Source organism: Microcoleus sp. T3_B1, from assembly GCF_036700445.1.
Taxonomy (GTDB): Bacteria; Cyanobacteriota; Cyanobacteriia; order Cyanobacteriales; family Microcoleaceae; genus Microcoleus.
The window spans coordinates 1-16,760 of sequence record NZ_JAUBOX010000119.1 but is presented as its reverse complement, the minus strand read 5'-3'; the positions used below and the strand labels follow the sequence as shown (position 1 = coordinate 16,760).

The following is a 16,760-nucleotide window of genomic DNA, read 5'->3' as shown; positions in this document are numbered from 1 at the left end:
CTGAGGGATAACCGCTCCCATGCTCCCGATGAAGTAAGAAGCAAATGTCGAGACTTGTCTAGTATTTGTGTAGCAGAATAAAACTGCACCGAACACCAGGGCAATGATGTTATCCCGTCCTGGTAGGGTCAAGGGAATCGCAACAGCTAAGGCCATTGAGAGAGACCCTTTAATATTCCCTAAAACCAAAATGTGCTGCCAGCGTAGCGGAATGGGGCGATCGAACCAACGCAGCCCCGCTAATAACAAATAGACCGAGAGAATCCGTCCCAGTTGATAGGCCAGAATGACGAATAAAATGGATGGCAAAATTCTCCACAGCGTCAGCGGGTTAATTTCAATTCCAATCAGCAGGAAAATAAACGTATTGACGCCAAAACCAGCGTATTCCCAGAAACTCAGCAAGGTAATCCGATCCGAGGCAGACGAACTGCGAGGCAGCCCAAGGTTGCCAAAAACAAGTCCGGTGATGACCACCGCCACTGCGCCCGATACGCCTAAAAATTGTCCGATTTGGAAGGTTCCCAATGCGAGAGCGACGGTTAGCAAAAGGCTACTCAACGGATCGTTTAAGCGAACAAATATCGGCACGCTCAAGTAACCTAAAACACCCCCGACCACTGCCCCACCTAATGCAACCACGAGCAGTTCCTTCACGCCTTGTATAGCTGTGAGAGAGCCTGTCGCATAAATTACCAAAACCAAATTAAATGAAATTAGAGCAGCCGCATCATTGAACAGAGTTTCTCCCTCAACAATGGTGGACAATCGAGAAGGCACACGGATCTCTTTAAAAACCGCAATCATCGAGACTGTATCAGTGTTTGCCAGAATGACTCCGATCAGCAACGCTGGAATCCAGTCTAGCCCCAGCCCAAATTTAACCAGAACAGCGATAATTGCTGAGGAAAAGATCGAGCCTGGACCCGCCAGCAGGGCGATCGGCTTAAAGGTGCTGCGGAGACGGCTGATATCAGTATTGATAGCTGCTTCAAAAATCAGAATTGGTAGGAAAAGATTTAATACTAAAGAGGGGTCTAAACCAATTCGACGCGACAAGACCTCCGTAATGGGCAAGCCTGCTAACACTAAGCCCGTCACATAGGGAATTCGCAACCGTTGAGTTACGAGTGCCACAACAGTTGCAATCAGCAGCAGAATGATCAAGATGATGACCAATTCAGGAATGGCTCCTGCCGTTTGGCTATTTGTAGCAGGATTGCTGCCCAAGGGAGGTGCTTGCGCTACAATCGACTCGATCGCCGATACTCCTGTCATAAACTCGTTTTCCTCAAAGAAATTGACAGATTAACTACGCTTTTAGCTGGCAGGAGACGGTTCACTTTGCAGCAGGCGGAACCGCAATGTAATTGTCTTTCTTATATTACCTTGAATTTAGGTAGCATCACAGACACGCCACGTCAGAATCTCCCAACGTTTAAGGACAGGTTCAGCAATCACGATTTCATTTTCTCTTGCCTCCAGGACGATCAAATAATCTCCCTGGTTAAATCTGTTATTGTAAATTCTTGCTTGTTCTTCTGGCACCAACCATCCTTGAAGTGCACCATATAGACCGCCAGCAGTTGCAGCAATCCCACTTCCAAAGCAAGTTGCTAAAATGCTTTCCACCGCTACTGCCTGACCAATACCGGGAATTAGCAGGCTGCTGAGTCCAACAATTAAGGCTAGTGAACCTAGTCGTATGCTGCCTAATATAGCGCCTACTTGTGCGCCTGCTGCTCTTGTAATTAAAATTTGCTGCACACCCAGAGAGTCCAAATCATCATTGTCAGAAGGTTGAGCAATCACAGAAATCTTGTGCATGGGGAAGCCCTTGCTTTTTAGCTCAACTAGCGCCTGCTCTGCGTTTCGATGATTAGTAAATAGGCCGCTAGCACGTTTGAGATTTTGGTAATTCATGAGAGATATTCAATATTCAACGCTACAAAATTGGTAAATAGTGTGTAAAGTCGCTTGCAATGCCCGCATCACAAAAACCGCTTAGCTCAGAGGTGCAAAACGTTTTAGCAAAGCTGACAAAGCAATCATTGGCAGTCCGAATCCGATACAAATTAAGCCTTGGATTGCGGTCAAAGCTTGAGTCTCGAATAACTGATTCATAATGCCCCATTGGCTAAACAGGAATTGGAGAATGAAAATAGCCCCAATGCCGATCGCCACAGCATAGCCAACTGATTCATCTTTACCGCGTAGTTTGGCGACGCTCGCCGGAACGAAGCGACTGATGCTTAACAGGTAAAAAGCTTCGGCTGCAACCAATGCTTGAATTGCCATCGTCCGGGCTAGAGCTTCATTGCCTGTGGTTTGGACGATCCATTCAAACATCCCAAAGATCGCAATCCAGTTAAATACCGAAACTGTCAAAATCCGAGTCGTCAGCCTGCGAGACAGAAGCGGTTCATTGGCAGGTCGAGGTGGCTGTTGCATGACATCGGGAGAGGGCGGCTCAAATGCCAACGGTAAGCTCAACGCAACTGAACTGACCATATTCAGCCAGAGAATTTGTACTGGCAAAATGGGTAGCGGGGTTGCCAGAAGTACGGCAATCAAGATGGTCATGGACTCTCCACCATTCACGGGCAGGATGAAGGCGATCGCCCGCAGCAGATTCTTATAAACCGTGCGCCCTTCCTTAACTGCTTTCTCGATCGAAGCAAAGTTGTCATCCGTCAGAATCATATCTGCGGCTTCTTTTGTCACTTCAGTGCCCGTGATGCCCATCGCTACCCCAATATCAGCTTGCTTCAGGGCGGGAGCATCGTTAACTCCATCTCCCGTCATCGCCACAATCTCGCCATTAGACTGAAGTGCTTCGACAATGCGGAGCTTTTGTTCTGGTGCGACACGAGCAAATACGCAGCTTTGTTCGGCAGCATTGGCTAATTGCTGCTGATTCATTTGAGCTAGTTCTTGACCGGTAAAAACGGGAGCATCTTGGGTTTGATTTAGTCCCATTTGGTGGGCGATCGCTGATGCTGTTTTGGCATGGTCGCCGGTAATCATCTTGACTTGAATTCCCGCAGACCGACAGGCTTGAATCGCTTGAATCGCTTCGGGGCGAGGCGGGTCGATCATGCCTTGCAGACCCACAAAAGTTAACCCTTGCTCAATATCATAATGCTCAATTGAAGATTGAGAAGCGGGTACAACTTTCTTGGCAAGTGCCAGAACTCGTAACCCTTTTTTCGCCATTCTGTCCACGGTTTGCTCGATCGGCGCGGGGTTGAGGGATCTCGCCTCTCCCTGTTCATCGAGTATCTGGCCACACCGCTTGAGAATTGCCTCAATTGAACCCTTGACATAAATCAAGCGTTGTGGACGATCGTCATGTAAGGTTGCCATGTATTGAAACTGAGATTCAAACGGCAGTGTATCGAGCCGCGAAAGCGATTCCTCGAGTTTCTCAGTAATTAACCCCGCTTTTTGGGCTACCGCAACCAGCGCCCCTTCCGTTGGACTACCGACTACAGTCCAGTTCCCGTCTTGCACGTCTAGATAAGAATCGTTGCACAACAATCCTGCTTGCAGGCATTCATATAAGGCAGGTGCGTTCGCCAGGTCAACCGAGTGTCCGTTTACAGAAATTTTCCCGTCTGGTGCATATCCTCCACCGCTAACCCGATATCGCTTTCCACCGGCATCAATCTCCTGAACTGTCATTTGATTCTCAGTCAAGGTTCCGGTTTTGTCGGAACAAATCACGGTGGTGCTGCCCAGCGTCTCAATTGCCGGAAGTTTGCGAATAATGGCGTCCTGCTTTGCCATTTGAGAAACCCCGATCGCCAGTGTCACCGTTAAAATCGCGGGTAAGCCTTCAGGAATTGCGCTGACGGCAAGCGCCACAGATGCCTTGAACACCTCAACCCAAGAAAATCTCTGGGCAATGCCTGCGACAAAGGTGAAGGCAGCCAAACCTAAAATGACATAGAGCAAGGTTTTGCTAAATTTGTCAATTTTGCGACTCAGTGGCGTTTCCAGTGTGCTACTTTGCTGCATGAGTTGGGAGATGTGTCCGGTCTCGGTCATGTCACCAATGCTGACGACCAGTCCGCGTCCCTGTCCAAACGTTACCAGGCTTCCGGTATACGCCATGTTCGTGCGATCGGCCAGTGCAGCGTCTGCCTCTAGCGCCTGGGATTGCTTCTGGATCGGGACAGATTCTCCCGTTAACGCTGACTCATCGACTTGTAAGTCACGGACTTCGATCAGCCGCAGATCCGCAGACACTTTATCCCCAGAAGACAGCAAGACGAGATGGCCGGGAACCAGTTCGCTGGATGAAACCACTTGCTTTTGACCGTTGCGGAGAATGGTTGCCTCAGTTGCAACAGATTTTGCTAAAGCGGCGATCGCATTCTCTGCCTTTGACTCTTGAACGAAACCAATGGTGGCATTCGTCAGAGCAACCCCAAAAATTACCCCTGAATCAATCCACTCTTTCAGAAATGCTGTCACTATGCCAGAGGCTAACAAAATGTAGATTAGCGGCTGATTCAGTTGCTTAAGAAATCGCAACCAGGCACTTTGTGGCTTCTGAGCCATTAGTTGATTGGGGCCGAGGATCTCGCGCCGTTGGGCTGACATGTGGGAAGATAGACCTATTTCCAGGTCAGTCTCTAAAAGCCGAGCTACTTTCTCGACAGAGAGGTGATGCCAAGAGTGTTCTACTAATTTTTCTACATTCGTTGCAGTCATAACGTTTGTTGTCAAGCCAAGTGCTTCTCTGTTGTTTCGTCTTGTTTCTAGCGTCATTGATGAATGTGAGGGAAAAGTGATAGACTGATTTCTGTTACTCACATTTGGATCACATTTGCTTCCTATACTTAGGAAAAGAACCGACTGAGATAGCTTATAGACTTGCAAACCTTAGTTCACTGGATTTGATTTATGGTTGACTGTTGACTGTTGACTGTTGACTGTTGACTGTTGACTGTAGAAGGAGGGGTCAAAAAAATGAAAATTGCGCGAATTATTTGTTGGCAGCTTGATTCAACTTTCCGCCAGACTTGCGAAGCGCGGATTTGATATCATTCCGGCGCAGCCCGAATTGATATAAAAAGCATTCCTTTTGATGGATGAACTATGGTACATTTACTTGTTGAGTTCAAATGCTCAAAGACTTCATGCTGAGGTTTATCGGCAAAATTGCGTTTCCCAACAAAAAAAACAAACAAAGAATATGCAATTATTAAAGCTATTTGTGCAAGGAATCAGCGTCAGCACAGTTGCAATTTTGGGTTTAGGTGCTTGCACCCCCCCCAATACTTCACAGACAACTGTTCCATCTCCTTCTGCTCCCACAACTGCCACTGGAAATACGACTGTTCCCACCACTCCTGCGCCTGCAACCACCGCACAGACGCCTCAGAATCAAGACATTGACGATATTGCCGATCGCGTAGAAGAGGCCTTAGACTCCGATGGCACCCTCAAGCAATTCGATTTGGAAGCAGACGATCGGGATAATTCGATTGTGTTAACAGGGCGCGTTCAAACGGCAGAACAAAAAGCATTGGCAGAACAAATTGCTCGGCAAACAGCAGCGAATGTTTCAATCAATAACGAAATCGTCACTCAGTAGTTATTAATCCTCAAGCGGCAAGAGTATTGGACGCTTCTTGCCACTTGAGGAATTGCTCGATCCCAGCCAGGAAACCTATGGATTTGGCAACCTTATTTGACTGGATGCGATCGCAAAAATAAATAGGACGGGCTCTCCGGCCCATCCCACAAAAAAAATAACTCTTGTGGGATGGGCCGGAGAGCCCGTCCCATCATCAATTGATGAAAAGGATTTTTGCAAGAGGTCTACTCGATGCGATCGCAATATTGAAAGAATAAACTTATTCAACAATCTCGTAACGGACTAACTGGCGAACATTTTGACGTGATAACTGGAGCTCTTGCGCGATCGCTTCCTCTATGTGGGTTGCGTCAGTCATTGGCAATTCTAATTCCAATCGCTTCAAAATCGGTTCTGCTGTTTCTACCGCAACCTGGGTTGTTCCTTGTTTTCGGTTAATCACTGCGTTGATGAGCAATATATTGACAGATACCGTTGCTTTAAGCTGGGTATCTGCCTGAAGTTTATTCTTTGCGATCTGGGGTTGTTGTAATTCTTGAGCCATTAGGAAACTCGAGCCAACCCAAAACGCGATCGCCACAAACGGCAATGGCAACCAAAACTCTGCACCTGATGCTTTTAGCCAACGTCTAATCATCCGCTATTCTTTTCCATCCATTCTGAGCCTAATACTATCTATTGGCACTTTAATACAACTTAATATCTCCTAAAATCTAGCTTAAAGAAGATGCGCGAATCACCTCAAACTCTAATAATTATGAAAACTGCAAGCTGCGAAGGAGGCGAGCCGAGATATGAGAGTTTTGCTGGTGGAGGACGACCCAAAGCAACTGATGCCGCTTCAAACAGTGCTGTCTCAAGCAGGGCATAGCGTGGATGGGGTAAAAGATGGAGAGACGGCCCAGTGGCTGTTATCAGAAAAAGAATATGATTTGTTGATTTTGGACTGGATGTTGCCACATATCAGTGGGGTAAATCTCTGTCGTCAATATCGATCGGCAGGGAAAACAGCGCCGATTTTGATGATCACGGCAAGAGACACCACGCCGGAAAAAGTAACCGGGTTAGACGCAGGTGCAGATGATTACCTGGTGAAACCGATCGACTTGGTTGAATTCATGGCACGAGTGCGGGCATTAAGACGGCGATCGCCCCTTTGGCAAGGAGCAATTGCTAGGATGATATTTTCCTAGACTTGTAGGTAATACTCACGACAATTGGTGTAGACTGAAGTAGCCTGCATAAAACCATCAGTAATGATGACTTGGACTTTCTCTCACTTCTCTCAAGCCAAAGCTTGAGAGCATCTCTGTAATCCTTGCGGTTCGAGGTTGGTCAAAACCAGTGAAGAATACACCTCCAAAATTTGTGCAAAATACGGTGAGAGCCATAAAAGTTAGGTGGCTCTAAAATTTTTCAAGCCCCCAACTGTGGTTAGAAAACACCCAGTTTGAGTAGCGCTTTAGGGATTTTCCTTAAAGCTTTGTGGGATACCACCATACTCTCAGACGTATCTGATGAGTGTGCTATCTGAAGATTTTCGCCGATTGTCGGGGATTGTCTGAATTAAAAGTATCAGCGCCAATTATTTCCTAGCCTTTACCGGTTTTTACCTCTTCTTGCTCCCCATCCTCATTCGTTCCAGTGTAGTTAAAGTCGGGACGACTCTCCCAAGCCGTCAAACTCCTGGCTGATGAAGGTTGTGGAGCGAGCGCCGAAGCGCTGGCGCTGCCTGCCTGGAAAAAGCCGAAGCCAGCCGAGGCAATTACCCCTAATACTAAGATGCTGTTTTTCATGTTCGATGACCCTGATTTGCGTAGATTGGCACTTCTTGGCTAACCCGATATATCAGAAATGGGTTGATGCAATAACCCACTTGTCTTCTGATAAATCTGCCTGCCATAATCAATTCAGACAGGCACACCCGCTTGCGATCGGAAACGCCGGAAGTGACGTGTTACTAACGTCCACGATCATCCACCAACCTGATTTTTTTGGGTAGTGGAGCGAAAGCCATCAGGGCGTCGATCCATCAGGGAGTTATGCCATCAGGGTGCTAATCCATCGGGTAGTTAAGCCATCAGGGCGCATCTTCTACAATTAGCCACCGACTTAACTTTTATAGTTGAGTGAGTGGTTAGCCTGGTACTGACAAAGCCTTTAAGAATTAAACTTTTTGTGGATGCATCCTGAAAAGTTTGTTCTTAGGAATCCCCGAACGCGAAAGCCCGGGGAATGTCAGCAGCATGGAATTCCATGCAATCTAAGTCAACTAAAAAAACGCAGATTAACGATATCTCCCACTCAAGCAGTCCTCAGCCAAACGCTGGGGTTTTTTATTGGCAGCCATTGCGAGCGCCTTTTTCTCCGGCCTCCGGCAGGCGGATCAGAAGGCAGAAGGTTGACGGGGCTGTGGTTATGAGTTTCCCTGCCAACATCATACCACCGGGTGAAATTTAAAGTATTATTGTAAAAAAATGTGAAAAAAAGGGCGTTTTAGCGTTTTCTCACTCGATCGAGTGAAAATTCATCTAATTATGTGAACGAGTGTAAAAAATCAAGTGGCGGGGTACGATTGGGCCGATCGCAGGATTTGGGGGGAACACTTGCAAAGATACGGTAAAGATTGATAAGGAGAAAGCTGAGCTAGTAGACAATAGAGAAAGAGGAACAAAAGTTTCCCACCATAGTAAGCGGGCAATAACTCCAATTCGGAACCTTTCGATCGCACAGCAGAGGGGCGTAAAATCTTGATGAATTCCCAGATGACAGCAGAAGTCCACTCAACGTACCAATATCAAGTCGGAGGATATTTGCCTGCCGGTGCGCCCACCTATGTCCGGCGATCGGCCGACAGCGAACTCTACGCAGGACTCAAAGCCGGAGACTTCTGTTACGTGCTGAGTGCGCCACAAATGGGAAAATCCAGCCTGCTAGTGCAAACGGCCAAAAGGTTGCACGCCGAAGGTACAGTTTTTGCAGCCATCAACTTGAGAAGCATCAGCAGCCCAGATATCTCCCCCCAAAAGTGGTATGGCGGAATCATGTACCGCATGGCAAGCAGTTTACACATCACAAACAGGTTTGATGCCATCAAGTGGTGGAACGATCGCGAACTGCTGTCGCCTGTGCAGCGATTGGAGATATTTATCGAAAAAGTTTTGCTCAAGTCACTTCAGCAAAATCTGGTAATTTTCCTAGATGACATTGAAAGCATCAGCAGCCTAAATTTCAGTACCAGCGATTTTTTTGCTTTGATCCGGGCTTGTTACTCCAAGCGGGCAGAGCAACCGGAATACGATCGCCTGACTTTTGCTGTTATGGGAGTAGCAGCCCCCTCAGAATTGATCCGAGATCCAAGATGCAACCCTTTTAATATTGGACGGCAGATTCATTTAAGTCGATTCCAACTGCACGAAAGTTTGCCGCTAGCAAAAGGATTAGCCCTGAAAGCTTTTCGCCCCCAAAAAGTGCTCCAAGAAATATTAGCTTGGACGGGTGGCCAACCGTTTCTAACTCAAAAACTTTGCCAATTGGTACTTGAATACGGGCCTTTTATTGGCAGAAATTCCGAAGCTAAGCAGGTTGAAAAACTGGTCAAACACAGAATTATTAAAAATTGGGAAGAAGAAGACGAACCCCAACATTTGACCGCAATACGCGATCGCATTTTCCATAACCACTGCGACCTCACGCGGCTGTTAACGCTGTACCAGCAAGCTTTGCAACCGCCCCAGGCAACAAAATCCGGGGAATCGCAGGGAGTACCAGCAGATTACTCTCCCGAAAAAATCGAATTGCAACTGTCAGGACTGGTTGTTAAATCTCACGGTAAATTAATAGTTGCAAACCTAATTTATCAGTCAGTTTTTAATCAATTTTGGGTGGAAAAAGAGCTGGGAAAATTGGCTCCGTACCGCTTGGCGCTAGCAGCATGGCTGGCTTCAGACCGCGAAGATGAATCGCTGTTATTGACAGGGGAAAGTTTGCAGTCAGCTTTGGATTGGGCTGCGGACAAACAATTAAGCCAAGAACACTATTGGTTCTTGAATCCCGATCGAACTTTTGGGGAAAAACCGACAGTCGTTGTCGCACAAGTTGCAGACAGCAGCGTAGACACAGAAGCAGACAGCAGCATCCTCACCCCGCCCTCAGACAGTGTTCCAATTGGCAGCAACGAACAGAGATTGTACGATCACATCGTCTCCTGCGTGGAAACAGAATCCCCCGCACAGGTGATCGAGCGGTTCCGAAAGCTATTTATCGACGGCATGGGCTATCCCGATCGAGAGATTGAAGCAAGTTTGTACAGTATAGTCTCCGTCAAGCGATCTGATCAGGACTTTAAATATCTCCTCCACCGCTGCTGCTACATCCCGATCAACCGCTGGCAATTGAATTCCCAAAACCAATTCGCGATTGCCAAGTTGGTAGCTTTATTTAAGCAGACTTCTCCCCGATTCGGGATGGAATTTTACATAGTCAAGCGCTTGCAAGAACAAATAAATTTATTTACTAAAAGTGACGAATTCCAGACCATAGAGCGCTTAGTAAAAGCCTTAGATAGAGAGGCGGAACAGCAGAAACAAGATACAGATTCTCCTTTGGGCGAATTGATCTGTCGGTATCCTTATTTGTACGGCTATTCTCTACTGAGCAAGGACAGCATTGAGGAAGACCAACAAACCATCAAAAAACTGGCATTTCAAAGACAGCGACAATTTGAAACACATTTGTCTAAATATTTGAATTATATGGTTGAGCCGAGAAATACAGAAATAGGAATTGTGCAGCGGGCGGCTAATCCCACACTTTTGAACGATGCAGAACTGCACTTAGCGGTCAGGGAATTTGCGGGAAAAGTAGCAGGCGATCGCAGCTACAAAGAAGCGGCTCAATTTTTCCTAAGAGATTCCCGACAAACTCCATCTTACGCTTCATTTAAAGTGGATTTATATGAATATTTAATATCGTCGGTAGAACCAGAATACGGCGGGCGTCAATTTAATGACCGCTTGTACAAGCACATCAAAAATACATTGCCAGAAAATGACTCGGTGAAATTCAATAATATATTGTTAGTTCGGACTTGCCACCAGTTGTTCAACTTCTTAGTAGTGGAAAATTCCCAACATCCCAGCCACTACGTTTTTTACGACTTGGTGTACAACCTCGGCGCCAGCAGGACAATGGGTTTACTGCTGAAACTTGTACTGCTTTCGGCAAAAGTTAAACCTGAGTTGGAAAAGCGATTTTCTATTTTGTTTAATCACTATGAAGGTAAAGCTTCTAATGAAATTATGTGGTTTGTTAAATCCTTGGAAAATTTCAATGTGGCTTTGGTTGTGAATTTTGGTAAGACGGATTTGTCTTTGGTTAAAGAGCATCTTATTTTGACTTGAGAATAAGAAAATCGGTCGAACTAGAACAGGGTTATATAATAGTATTAATTGAAAAAAATCCAGGAGAAACCAATGAAAGCCTTTGAAGTCACAGGAACGATCGACGAAAAAGGTCAATTAATTCTCGATCGACCTTTAACCGCAGAAACTCCCGGCCGCGTGCGAATCATCGTTCTTCTTCCCGAACCTACAGATGAAGATGAAGACGACCCCGACGATACTCCAGTTGAAGAAGTAAAAGCCAGTCTCAGAAGGGCATTCCAGGAAGCTAAAACCCGACAGCGAATACCTCTTTCTCAAATGTGGGAGGGCATCGATCGATTTTAGATTTTAGATTTTAGATTTTAGATTTTAGAGGATCGCATGATTTATCAAGTAGAATCACCGTCGATCGTACTTTTGTTAACCATTTACTCAAAATCCGATCGAACTCACATCTTGCACCATTCTCAAGAACGGGCAAGATGCCCGTTCCACAAAGAGTAGATTTTCTTGTGGAACAGGCATCTTGCCTGTTCCTAAAAGGCTAATTGAGAATGGTGCAAGATGTCAGATCGAACAGATATCAGTCTCAACGAAATCCGCAGCATCATCGCCGAGTTTGACGAAAACGAATAGCGGTGTATTATAAACTCTATGATTAGCTATCTCAAAGGCACAGTAGCCGATATCGCCAAAGGCAGCAACCGCGTCATATTGACTCTGGAAGTCAATCAAATCGGCTATGAAATCCAAATTTTGCCCCGCGTGACCGGTCAATTGCCAGCATCCGGCGAAGTCGCCCAAATTTTTACTCACCAGCAAGTTAAGGAAGACCAAATCGTATTGTACGGTTTTGGCAGCGCGGCAGAACGCGATTTGTTTCGGCAGTTGACGAGTGTTAGCGGTGTGGGAGCTCAACTGGCGATCGCACTTCTCGATACTTTAGGATTGCAAGATTTAGTCCAGGCGATCGTCGGCGGTAACACCCGCATCCTCGCCAAAACCCCAGGCGTGGGTACAAAAACGGCAGAACGTCTCGCCCTGGAACTCAAAAGCAAACTCTCGGAATGGCGACAGCAAGCAGGTTTGACAACTTCAGTCGCCGCCGGAGTCCCCCCAGCTATTCAAGAAGAAGTCGAGATGATCCTGCTGGCGATGGGATACACTGCGGCTGAAGTCTTGCAAGCGCTGCAAACCCTCAGTCAAGACAGCACTTTGGCCGCCAAAGGTGATGCGGATGATTGGATACGTGAGGCGATCGCCTATTTGAGCCGATAGCAACTCTGGACACGGCAATGCCGTTTCCCTACTTGAAACAAGCTTCTGTTGATGTATACGAGACTTTGAGCCGATCGCAAGTCGCAATTCACTTTTCCCCGCAAGGGCATTAAAACTCTTTTTAAATAATTGAATTTTAAAAACGGACTAACTATGTCGCAATTCACTTTTCCCCGGAAGGGGATTGAAACATGAAAATACAAGTAGTCTCTGACTTACATCTAGTCGGAATTCACTTTTCCCCGCAAGGGGATTGAAACTCTTTAATTGAAGTGAAGGAAGGGGGCGTGGCTGATTATTGCGCGGGGCGCTTAAAGCTCACCACAAAACTTCTCCCTCCGCTCTTGTCTTTGCCTCTTGGCAGCACGCAGTGTTGCCAACTCCAGCGGATTGGACCAGCGATTAAATAGGCGTCGCCTGCATGTTGTTCGAGTTCAAAGACGGGGCTATTGGCATCTTTGCGAAAGCCAATGACGCGGTTGTTGGAGAGGCTGATGGCGAGGATTCTCTCTCCGTGTCGGTGGTTGTCGATGTGCCATTTGAACTGGGCCGAGAGGCTGCCGAACCAATCCGTGACGCGGTATTGATTGGGCATCTCATCGAAGAACCCACGGTCTTGTAAGGTCTTCCCCCAAGCGAGCATCCAGGGGCTGGGTGGTGGGGTCTCTTTGCCGGGGGCTCCGCGACGGATGGGCGCGTCGGCCTTTGGGGGTGTGGTTGGTTCGGGGGTGTTGTGTCCGAAGTCTCCGTAGTAGCGAAAGAGTACATCGCCTGGGTTCTTGGTGTACTCGTCATTTGCCACAATGAGGTCTACCTCTGTTTGAGACAGTAACTTGGGGAAGGTCTTTAGACCGGGTGGCTTTGCCATTGTGTTCCGGGGTTTTTCTTATGGTGTGTTTGCTGTGTCGATCGCGCCAGCGCCCACCCACCACAGTGGCCCGAATTTTATTACGTTTGGTGGGTGCCATAAAAAGCATTTATGCAGGGCACTGGGCCTTTATCCACCAACCATTATAGAAATAGCTTTCGACATTATTAAAGGGGTCATCGCAAATCTCGGGGTTGTTTGCGGGGGCCAGACAGAGAGAGTGCGTGCCGTTGCTGGCACTAAAGAATGTGGTACTGTTGGCGCTCGCTGGTTTCAATGTCGCAATTCACTTTTCCCCGCAAGGGGATTAAAACTCGCCATGCGAACTCTTGCAGCAAAAATTTCATCCCGCACGCTGCAACCTTGTCCATTCCCTGTGGTACAATTGCAGATTGTGACAATCGTACAAAAAAAACTAAAATCAATTCATGGCTCTTACACAACAGCGCAAACAAGAAATCATGGGCGACTTCCAAACCCATGAAACCGATACAGGCTCAGCAGATGTCCAAGTCGCCATGCTGACCGATCGCATCACAAAACTCAGCGCCCACCTGAAAATCAACCAAAAAGACTTCGCCTCCCGGCGCGGTTTGATGATGATGATCAGCCGCCGCAAGCGCCTGCTGGCATACATCCAAAGGGAAAATGTCGATCGCTACAAAGCATTGATTGCCCGTCTAGGCATTCGCGGCTAAACACCAAAGCCAAAATTTGCGACAATATTCTTTAATCTTGGACAAACACCAAGACTTATTGAAAAATGTTCGAGATTTCAGGTTAGAGATAAAATATGTCCTCCGAACCACCCCGCAAGCGCTTGCCCTTTGAACCGGCAACAAATCGTAAAAAAACGCCTAAAAAGCCCCCAGAACCCCAAGCAAGCCTAGCCTTAGAGTCGGATTCTGCCGACAAGCAGCCGAAAGCTAACAAAACCGGAAAACAGTCGCAATCCATCCCAGAAGTAGTCAGCCAACGCATGATATCTCGCATAGCGGTATTCTGCGGCATACCGACAATCCTGGGAATTTGCACATTTTTTGTCAGCTATTTGGTAGTCAGCAAAGGCTTGTTCGATCTGCCCAACACAGCAGTATTGCTGGTAAGCATGGGCTGTTTTGGTCTAGGCGTTCTGGGATTAAGCTACGGAGTCCTCTCAGCTTCCTGGGATGAAGAAATTTCAGGAAGCACTCTGGGGTGGGAAGAATTTAATACCAATTTTGGACGGATGCGAGAAGCGTGGCGCGCCGCCAAGCCAAAAAGTTAGTCATTAGTTATTAGTTATTAGTTATTAGTGACAACTTAACATTAAACCGATAGTCCGATAGTCCGACAGGGAATGAATTCCCTGTCTCAAAGCGAAAGTCCTCTTGCATAGGACTAATGAATTTAAAAAGTTTTCTTCTCAGTCCTCATAGCGAGGACTTTAGCTTTGAGACAGGGGTTTTAACCCCTGGCGGACTTGGCGGGTAAGCGAGAGAACTTGGCGGACTAAAAGCTTAAGTTGACACCAATGGCTACTGCCGTGTCCTGATATCATTCGATCGCCATTGCATCTATTTTTCTCAGTTCATCCGTGTCATAATTCGTTTCTAGCCCAACAGAAAAGGCAAAAAAAATATGATTATTGTAATGAAAGCCGGCACTCCAGAAGCCGAGATCGATCGACTAGACGAAGACCTCCGCACTAACTGGGGTTTGATACCAGAAAAAATCGTCGGCCGTTACAAAGTTGTCATGGGTTTGGTAGGCGACACCGCCGAGCTCGAACCGATGCAACTGCGCGAAATGAGCACCTGGATTGAAGAAGTGCTGCGCGTCGAAAAACCCTACAAACGCGCTTCTCTGGAGTACCGCCAAGGAGAAGCCAGCACAGTAGAAGTTGCTACTCCTTTAGGGCCTGTGATGATTGGCCTGCACCACCCGATCGCGATCGTAGCAGGCCCTTGCTCGGTCGAAAACGAAGAAATGATTGTCGAAACGGCAATGCGCGTCAAAGCTGCTGGAGCTCATTTTCTCCGTGGTGGCGCGTACAAACCGAGAACTTCCCCCTATGCTTTCCAAGGCCACGGCGAGAGTGCTTTGGGATTGCTAGCTGCGGCGCGGGAAGCTAGCGGTTTGGGAATTATCACCGAAGTTATGGATGCGGCGGACTTAAGTGCGATCGCAGAAGTAGCCGACGTGATCCAAGTCGGGGCGAGAAATATGCAGAATTTCTCACTGTTGAAGAAAGTCGGAGCTCAAGACAAACCAATTTTGCTGAAGCGCGGCATCTCCGCCACCATTGAAGAATGGTTGATGGCTGCTGAGTATATCATGGCTTCTGGCAATCCGAACGTGATTTTGTGCGAGCGCGGAATTCGCGGGTATGACAGGCAATATACACGCAATACCCTCGATTTGTCGGCAGTACCAGTATTGCGGACTCTGACTCACTTACCGATTATGGTTGACCCTAGTCACGGCACCGGTTGGGCGCAGTTTGTACCGTCAATGGCGTTTGCTTCGATCGCCTCTGGTACAGATTCGCTGATGATTGAAGTGCACCCGAATCCGAAAAAAGCTTTGTCTGACGGGCCGCAATCTTTAACACCGGATCAGTTCGACAAGTTGATGGAAGAATTGGCGGTGATTGGTAAAGTCATGGGACGTTGGCCGCAGCCCGTGCCTGTTTTGGCATAGAAACAGGCGAAACGCCTAACCTAAAATGCGATCGCTGTTAAATCCCCGACTTTTTTAAGAAGTCGGGGATTTTGTTATTCGGTTTTTGGAATAGAGGCCCAGGGGCATTTGTGACAAGTTACTGGAGTTTAGACTAAACAGCTATTAAATCGCGATCGTCACTGCACTCACCAACCCACATTCCGCACCCCAAACTGGCACATAGTCGGATTGAGGGGGTAAAAGTGAATCACCCGAGACAATGGTGAGTAAAAATACTCAATAATTTTGGTCAAACTCCAATCATGAGGGCTGAAAATTCCTGACAAGAGAAGTGAAGGCATGAGTTAAATCTGATACGAGTTAAAAGGGCGAGCGGTAGAAAACGAAGTTTAGGGCGTATTCGTAACCTGATTGATGACGAAAATGCGTTAATTGCGCTCGCAACCATAGCCAATAATCACCAAAAACAGTGTAAACTAGCAATCGCGATAAACGCTTAAATCAGGATTCAGCAGCCCATGCAGAAAGCATCCCAGATAAAAGTAGAAAACCTAGATCATCTGGGCTTGATAGCCGGTCTAGTTGATGAAATAGGAATTGTTGAAAAAATCAATGAATTAGTAGGCGAACAACCGGGTGAGATAGTCAGTCCCGGCCTGGTAGTTAAAGCCATGATCATCAATGGATTAGGGATGGTTTCCGCCCCATTATACTTATTTTCTAAATTTTTTGAAGGGAAAGCAACAGAACATTTACTTGGAGCAGGGATTCAAGCATCACATTTAAATGATGACCGCTTAGGAAGAGTATTAGATAAATTATAAATAGCCGTAATTACAGAAATATTTACAACCATTGCCCTGTCAGCCGCTCAAAAATTCGTAAGGATTCAGGTCTAAAAACTTGCGGCTCCAACGCTTGTCTGGCAAGGGTTTTAGGGCAAAATAAGGGTTTTTGT

The 16,760-nt window shown here is 46.9% G+C and carries 13 protein-coding genes and 2 pseudogenes; 9 read left to right on the top strand and 6 right to left on the bottom strand.

The window, feature by feature from the left end:
* The 3 genes from QT990_RS33320 to QT990_RS33310 all read right to left on the bottom strand — a co-directional run.
* Positions 1–1,230: sodium:proton antiporter (locus QT990_RS33320; protein WP_333148118.1), on the bottom strand; the 1,230-nt coding region annotated here is incomplete at its 3' end.
* Positions 1,231–1,395: 165 nt separating this feature from the next.
* The gene (locus QT990_RS33315) at positions 1,396–1,923 is read right to left on the bottom strand and encodes a hypothetical protein (protein ID WP_333148116.1); all 528 of its coding nucleotides are present in this window, start codon (positions 1,921–1,923) and stop codon (positions 1,396–1,398) included.
* 81 nt (positions 1,924–2,004) lie between these two features.
* Complete coding sequence (locus QT990_RS33310; RefSeq protein ID WP_333310934.1) at positions 2,005–4,719, bottom strand: cation-transporting P-type ATPase; 2,715 nt, start codon at positions 4,717–4,719, stop codon at positions 2,005–2,007.
* A gap of 376 nt (positions 4,720–5,095) precedes the next feature.
* On the opposite strand from QT990_RS33310, the gene QT990_RS33305 reads away from it, so the two are divergent.
* Positions 5,096–5,605 carry a BON domain-containing protein gene (locus QT990_RS33305; protein ID WP_333288183.1) on the top strand — a complete coding sequence of 170 codons (510 nt, stop codon included), beginning with the start codon at positions 5,096–5,098 and terminating at the stop codon, positions 5,603–5,605.
* Between the two features lie 262 nt (positions 5,606–5,867).
* Here QT990_RS33305 and QT990_RS33300 read toward each other — a convergent pair whose 3' ends face one another.
* Positions 5,868–6,245, bottom strand: a complete 378-nt coding sequence (locus QT990_RS33300; RefSeq protein ID WP_333148110.1) for a hypothetical protein — start codon at positions 6,243–6,245, stop codon at positions 5,868–5,870.
* A gap of 157 nt (positions 6,246–6,402) precedes the next feature.
* On the opposite strand from QT990_RS33300, the pseudogene QT990_RS33295 reads away from it, so the two are divergent.
* Positions 6,403–6,780, top strand: a pseudogene (locus QT990_RS33295) (response regulator transcription factor); the annotation flags it as partial.
* 420 nt (positions 6,781–7,200) lie between these two features.
* Here QT990_RS33295 and QT990_RS33290 read toward each other — a convergent pair.
* Positions 7,201–7,404 (bottom strand): hypothetical protein, encoded by a 204-nt coding sequence (locus tag QT990_RS33290; protein ID WP_333147810.1) that lies wholly within the window; start codon positions 7,402–7,404, stop codon positions 7,201–7,203.
* 969 nt (positions 7,405–8,373) lie between these two features.
* Between QT990_RS33290 and QT990_RS33285 the strand changes: the two genes are divergently transcribed.
* The 3 genes from QT990_RS33285 (at position 8,374) to ruvA (ending at position 12,270) form a co-directional block, all read left to right on the top strand.
* A complete protein-coding gene (locus tag QT990_RS33285) occupies positions 8,374–11,010 on the top strand; it encodes an AAA-like domain-containing protein (RefSeq protein WP_333147812.1) in 2,637 nt (878 codons plus the stop codon).
* 72 nt (positions 11,011–11,082) lie between these two features.
* Complete coding sequence (locus tag QT990_RS33280) at positions 11,083–11,337, top strand: type II toxin-antitoxin system RelN family antitoxin (protein ID WP_333147814.1); 255 nt, start codon at positions 11,083–11,085, stop codon at positions 11,335–11,337.
* A gap of 309 nt (positions 11,338–11,646) precedes the next feature.
* A complete protein-coding gene (gene ruvA, locus QT990_RS33275; protein WP_333147818.1) occupies positions 11,647–12,270 on the top strand; it encodes a Holliday junction branch migration protein RuvA in 624 nt (207 codons plus the stop codon).
* Positions 12,271–12,565: 295 nt separating this feature from the next.
* On the opposite strand, the gene QT990_RS33270 is transcribed toward ruvA, so the two are convergent.
* Positions 12,566–13,138: a hypothetical protein gene (locus QT990_RS33270; RefSeq protein ID WP_333147820.1), complete on the bottom strand. Its 573-nt coding sequence runs from the start codon at positions 13,136–13,138 to the stop codon at positions 12,566–12,568.
* A gap of 428 nt (positions 13,139–13,566) precedes the next feature.
* Here QT990_RS33270 and rpsO point away from each other — a divergent pair, with 428 nt between their 5' ends.
* The 4 genes and pseudogenes from rpsO to QT990_RS33250 form a co-directional block, all read left to right on the top strand.
* Positions 13,567–13,836: a 30S ribosomal protein S15 gene (gene rpsO, locus QT990_RS33265; protein WP_190661928.1), complete on the top strand. Its 270-nt coding sequence runs from the start codon at positions 13,567–13,569 to the stop codon at positions 13,834–13,836.
* Between the two features lie 95 nt (positions 13,837–13,931).
* Entirely contained in the window at positions 13,932–14,405 is a 474-nt protein-coding gene (locus QT990_RS33260) for a PAM68 family protein (protein ID WP_333147822.1), read from the top strand.
* Positions 14,406–14,758: 353 nt separating this feature from the next.
* Complete coding sequence (gene aroF / locus QT990_RS33255; protein ID WP_333147824.1) at positions 14,759–15,820, top strand: 3-deoxy-7-phosphoheptulonate synthase; 1,062 nt, start codon at positions 14,759–14,761, stop codon at positions 15,818–15,820.
* A gap of 500 nt (positions 15,821–16,320) precedes the next feature.
* Positions 16,321–16,623: pseudogene (locus tag QT990_RS33250) on the top strand (DUF4277 domain-containing protein); the annotation flags it as partial.
* Positions 16,624–16,760 lie beyond the last annotated feature (137 nt).

Coding starts and splice junctions, on each gene's coding strand:
- QT990_RS33315 (WP_333148116.1), bottom strand. CDS start 1,923: ATGAATTACCAAAATCTCAAACGTGCTAGCGGCCTATTTACTAATCAT.
- QT990_RS33310 (WP_333310934.1), bottom strand. CDS start 4,719: ATGACTGCAACGAATGTAGAAAAATTAGTAGAACACTCTTGGCATCAC.
- QT990_RS33305 (WP_333288183.1), top strand. CDS start 5,096: ATGGATGAACTATGGTACATTTACTTGTTGAGTTCAAATGCTCAAAGA.
- QT990_RS33300 (WP_333148110.1), bottom strand. CDS start 6,245: ATGATTAGACGTTGGCTAAAAGCATCAGGTGCAGAGTTTTGGTTGCCA.
- QT990_RS33290 (WP_333147810.1), bottom strand. CDS start 7,404: ATGAAAAACAGCATCTTAGTATTAGGGGTAATTGCCTCGGCTGGCTTC.
- QT990_RS33285 (WP_333147812.1), top strand. CDS start 8,374: ATGACAGCAGAAGTCCACTCAACGTACCAATATCAAGTCGGAGGATAT.
- QT990_RS33280 (WP_333147814.1), top strand. CDS start 11,083: ATGAAAGCCTTTGAAGTCACAGGAACGATCGACGAAAAAGGTCAATTA.
- ruvA (WP_333147818.1), top strand. CDS start 11,647: ATGATTAGCTATCTCAAAGGCACAGTAGCCGATATCGCCAAAGGCAGC.
- QT990_RS33270 (WP_333147820.1), bottom strand. CDS start 13,138: ATGGCAAAGCCACCCGGTCTAAAGACCTTCCCCAAGTTACTGTCTCAA.
- rpsO (WP_190661928.1), top strand. CDS start 13,567: ATGGCTCTTACACAACAGCGCAAACAAGAAATCATGGGCGACTTCCAA.
- QT990_RS33260 (WP_333147822.1), top strand. CDS start 13,932: ATGTCCTCCGAACCACCCCGCAAGCGCTTGCCCTTTGAACCGGCAACA.
- aroF (WP_333147824.1), top strand. CDS start 14,759: ATGATTATTGTAATGAAAGCCGGCACTCCAGAAGCCGAGATCGATCGA.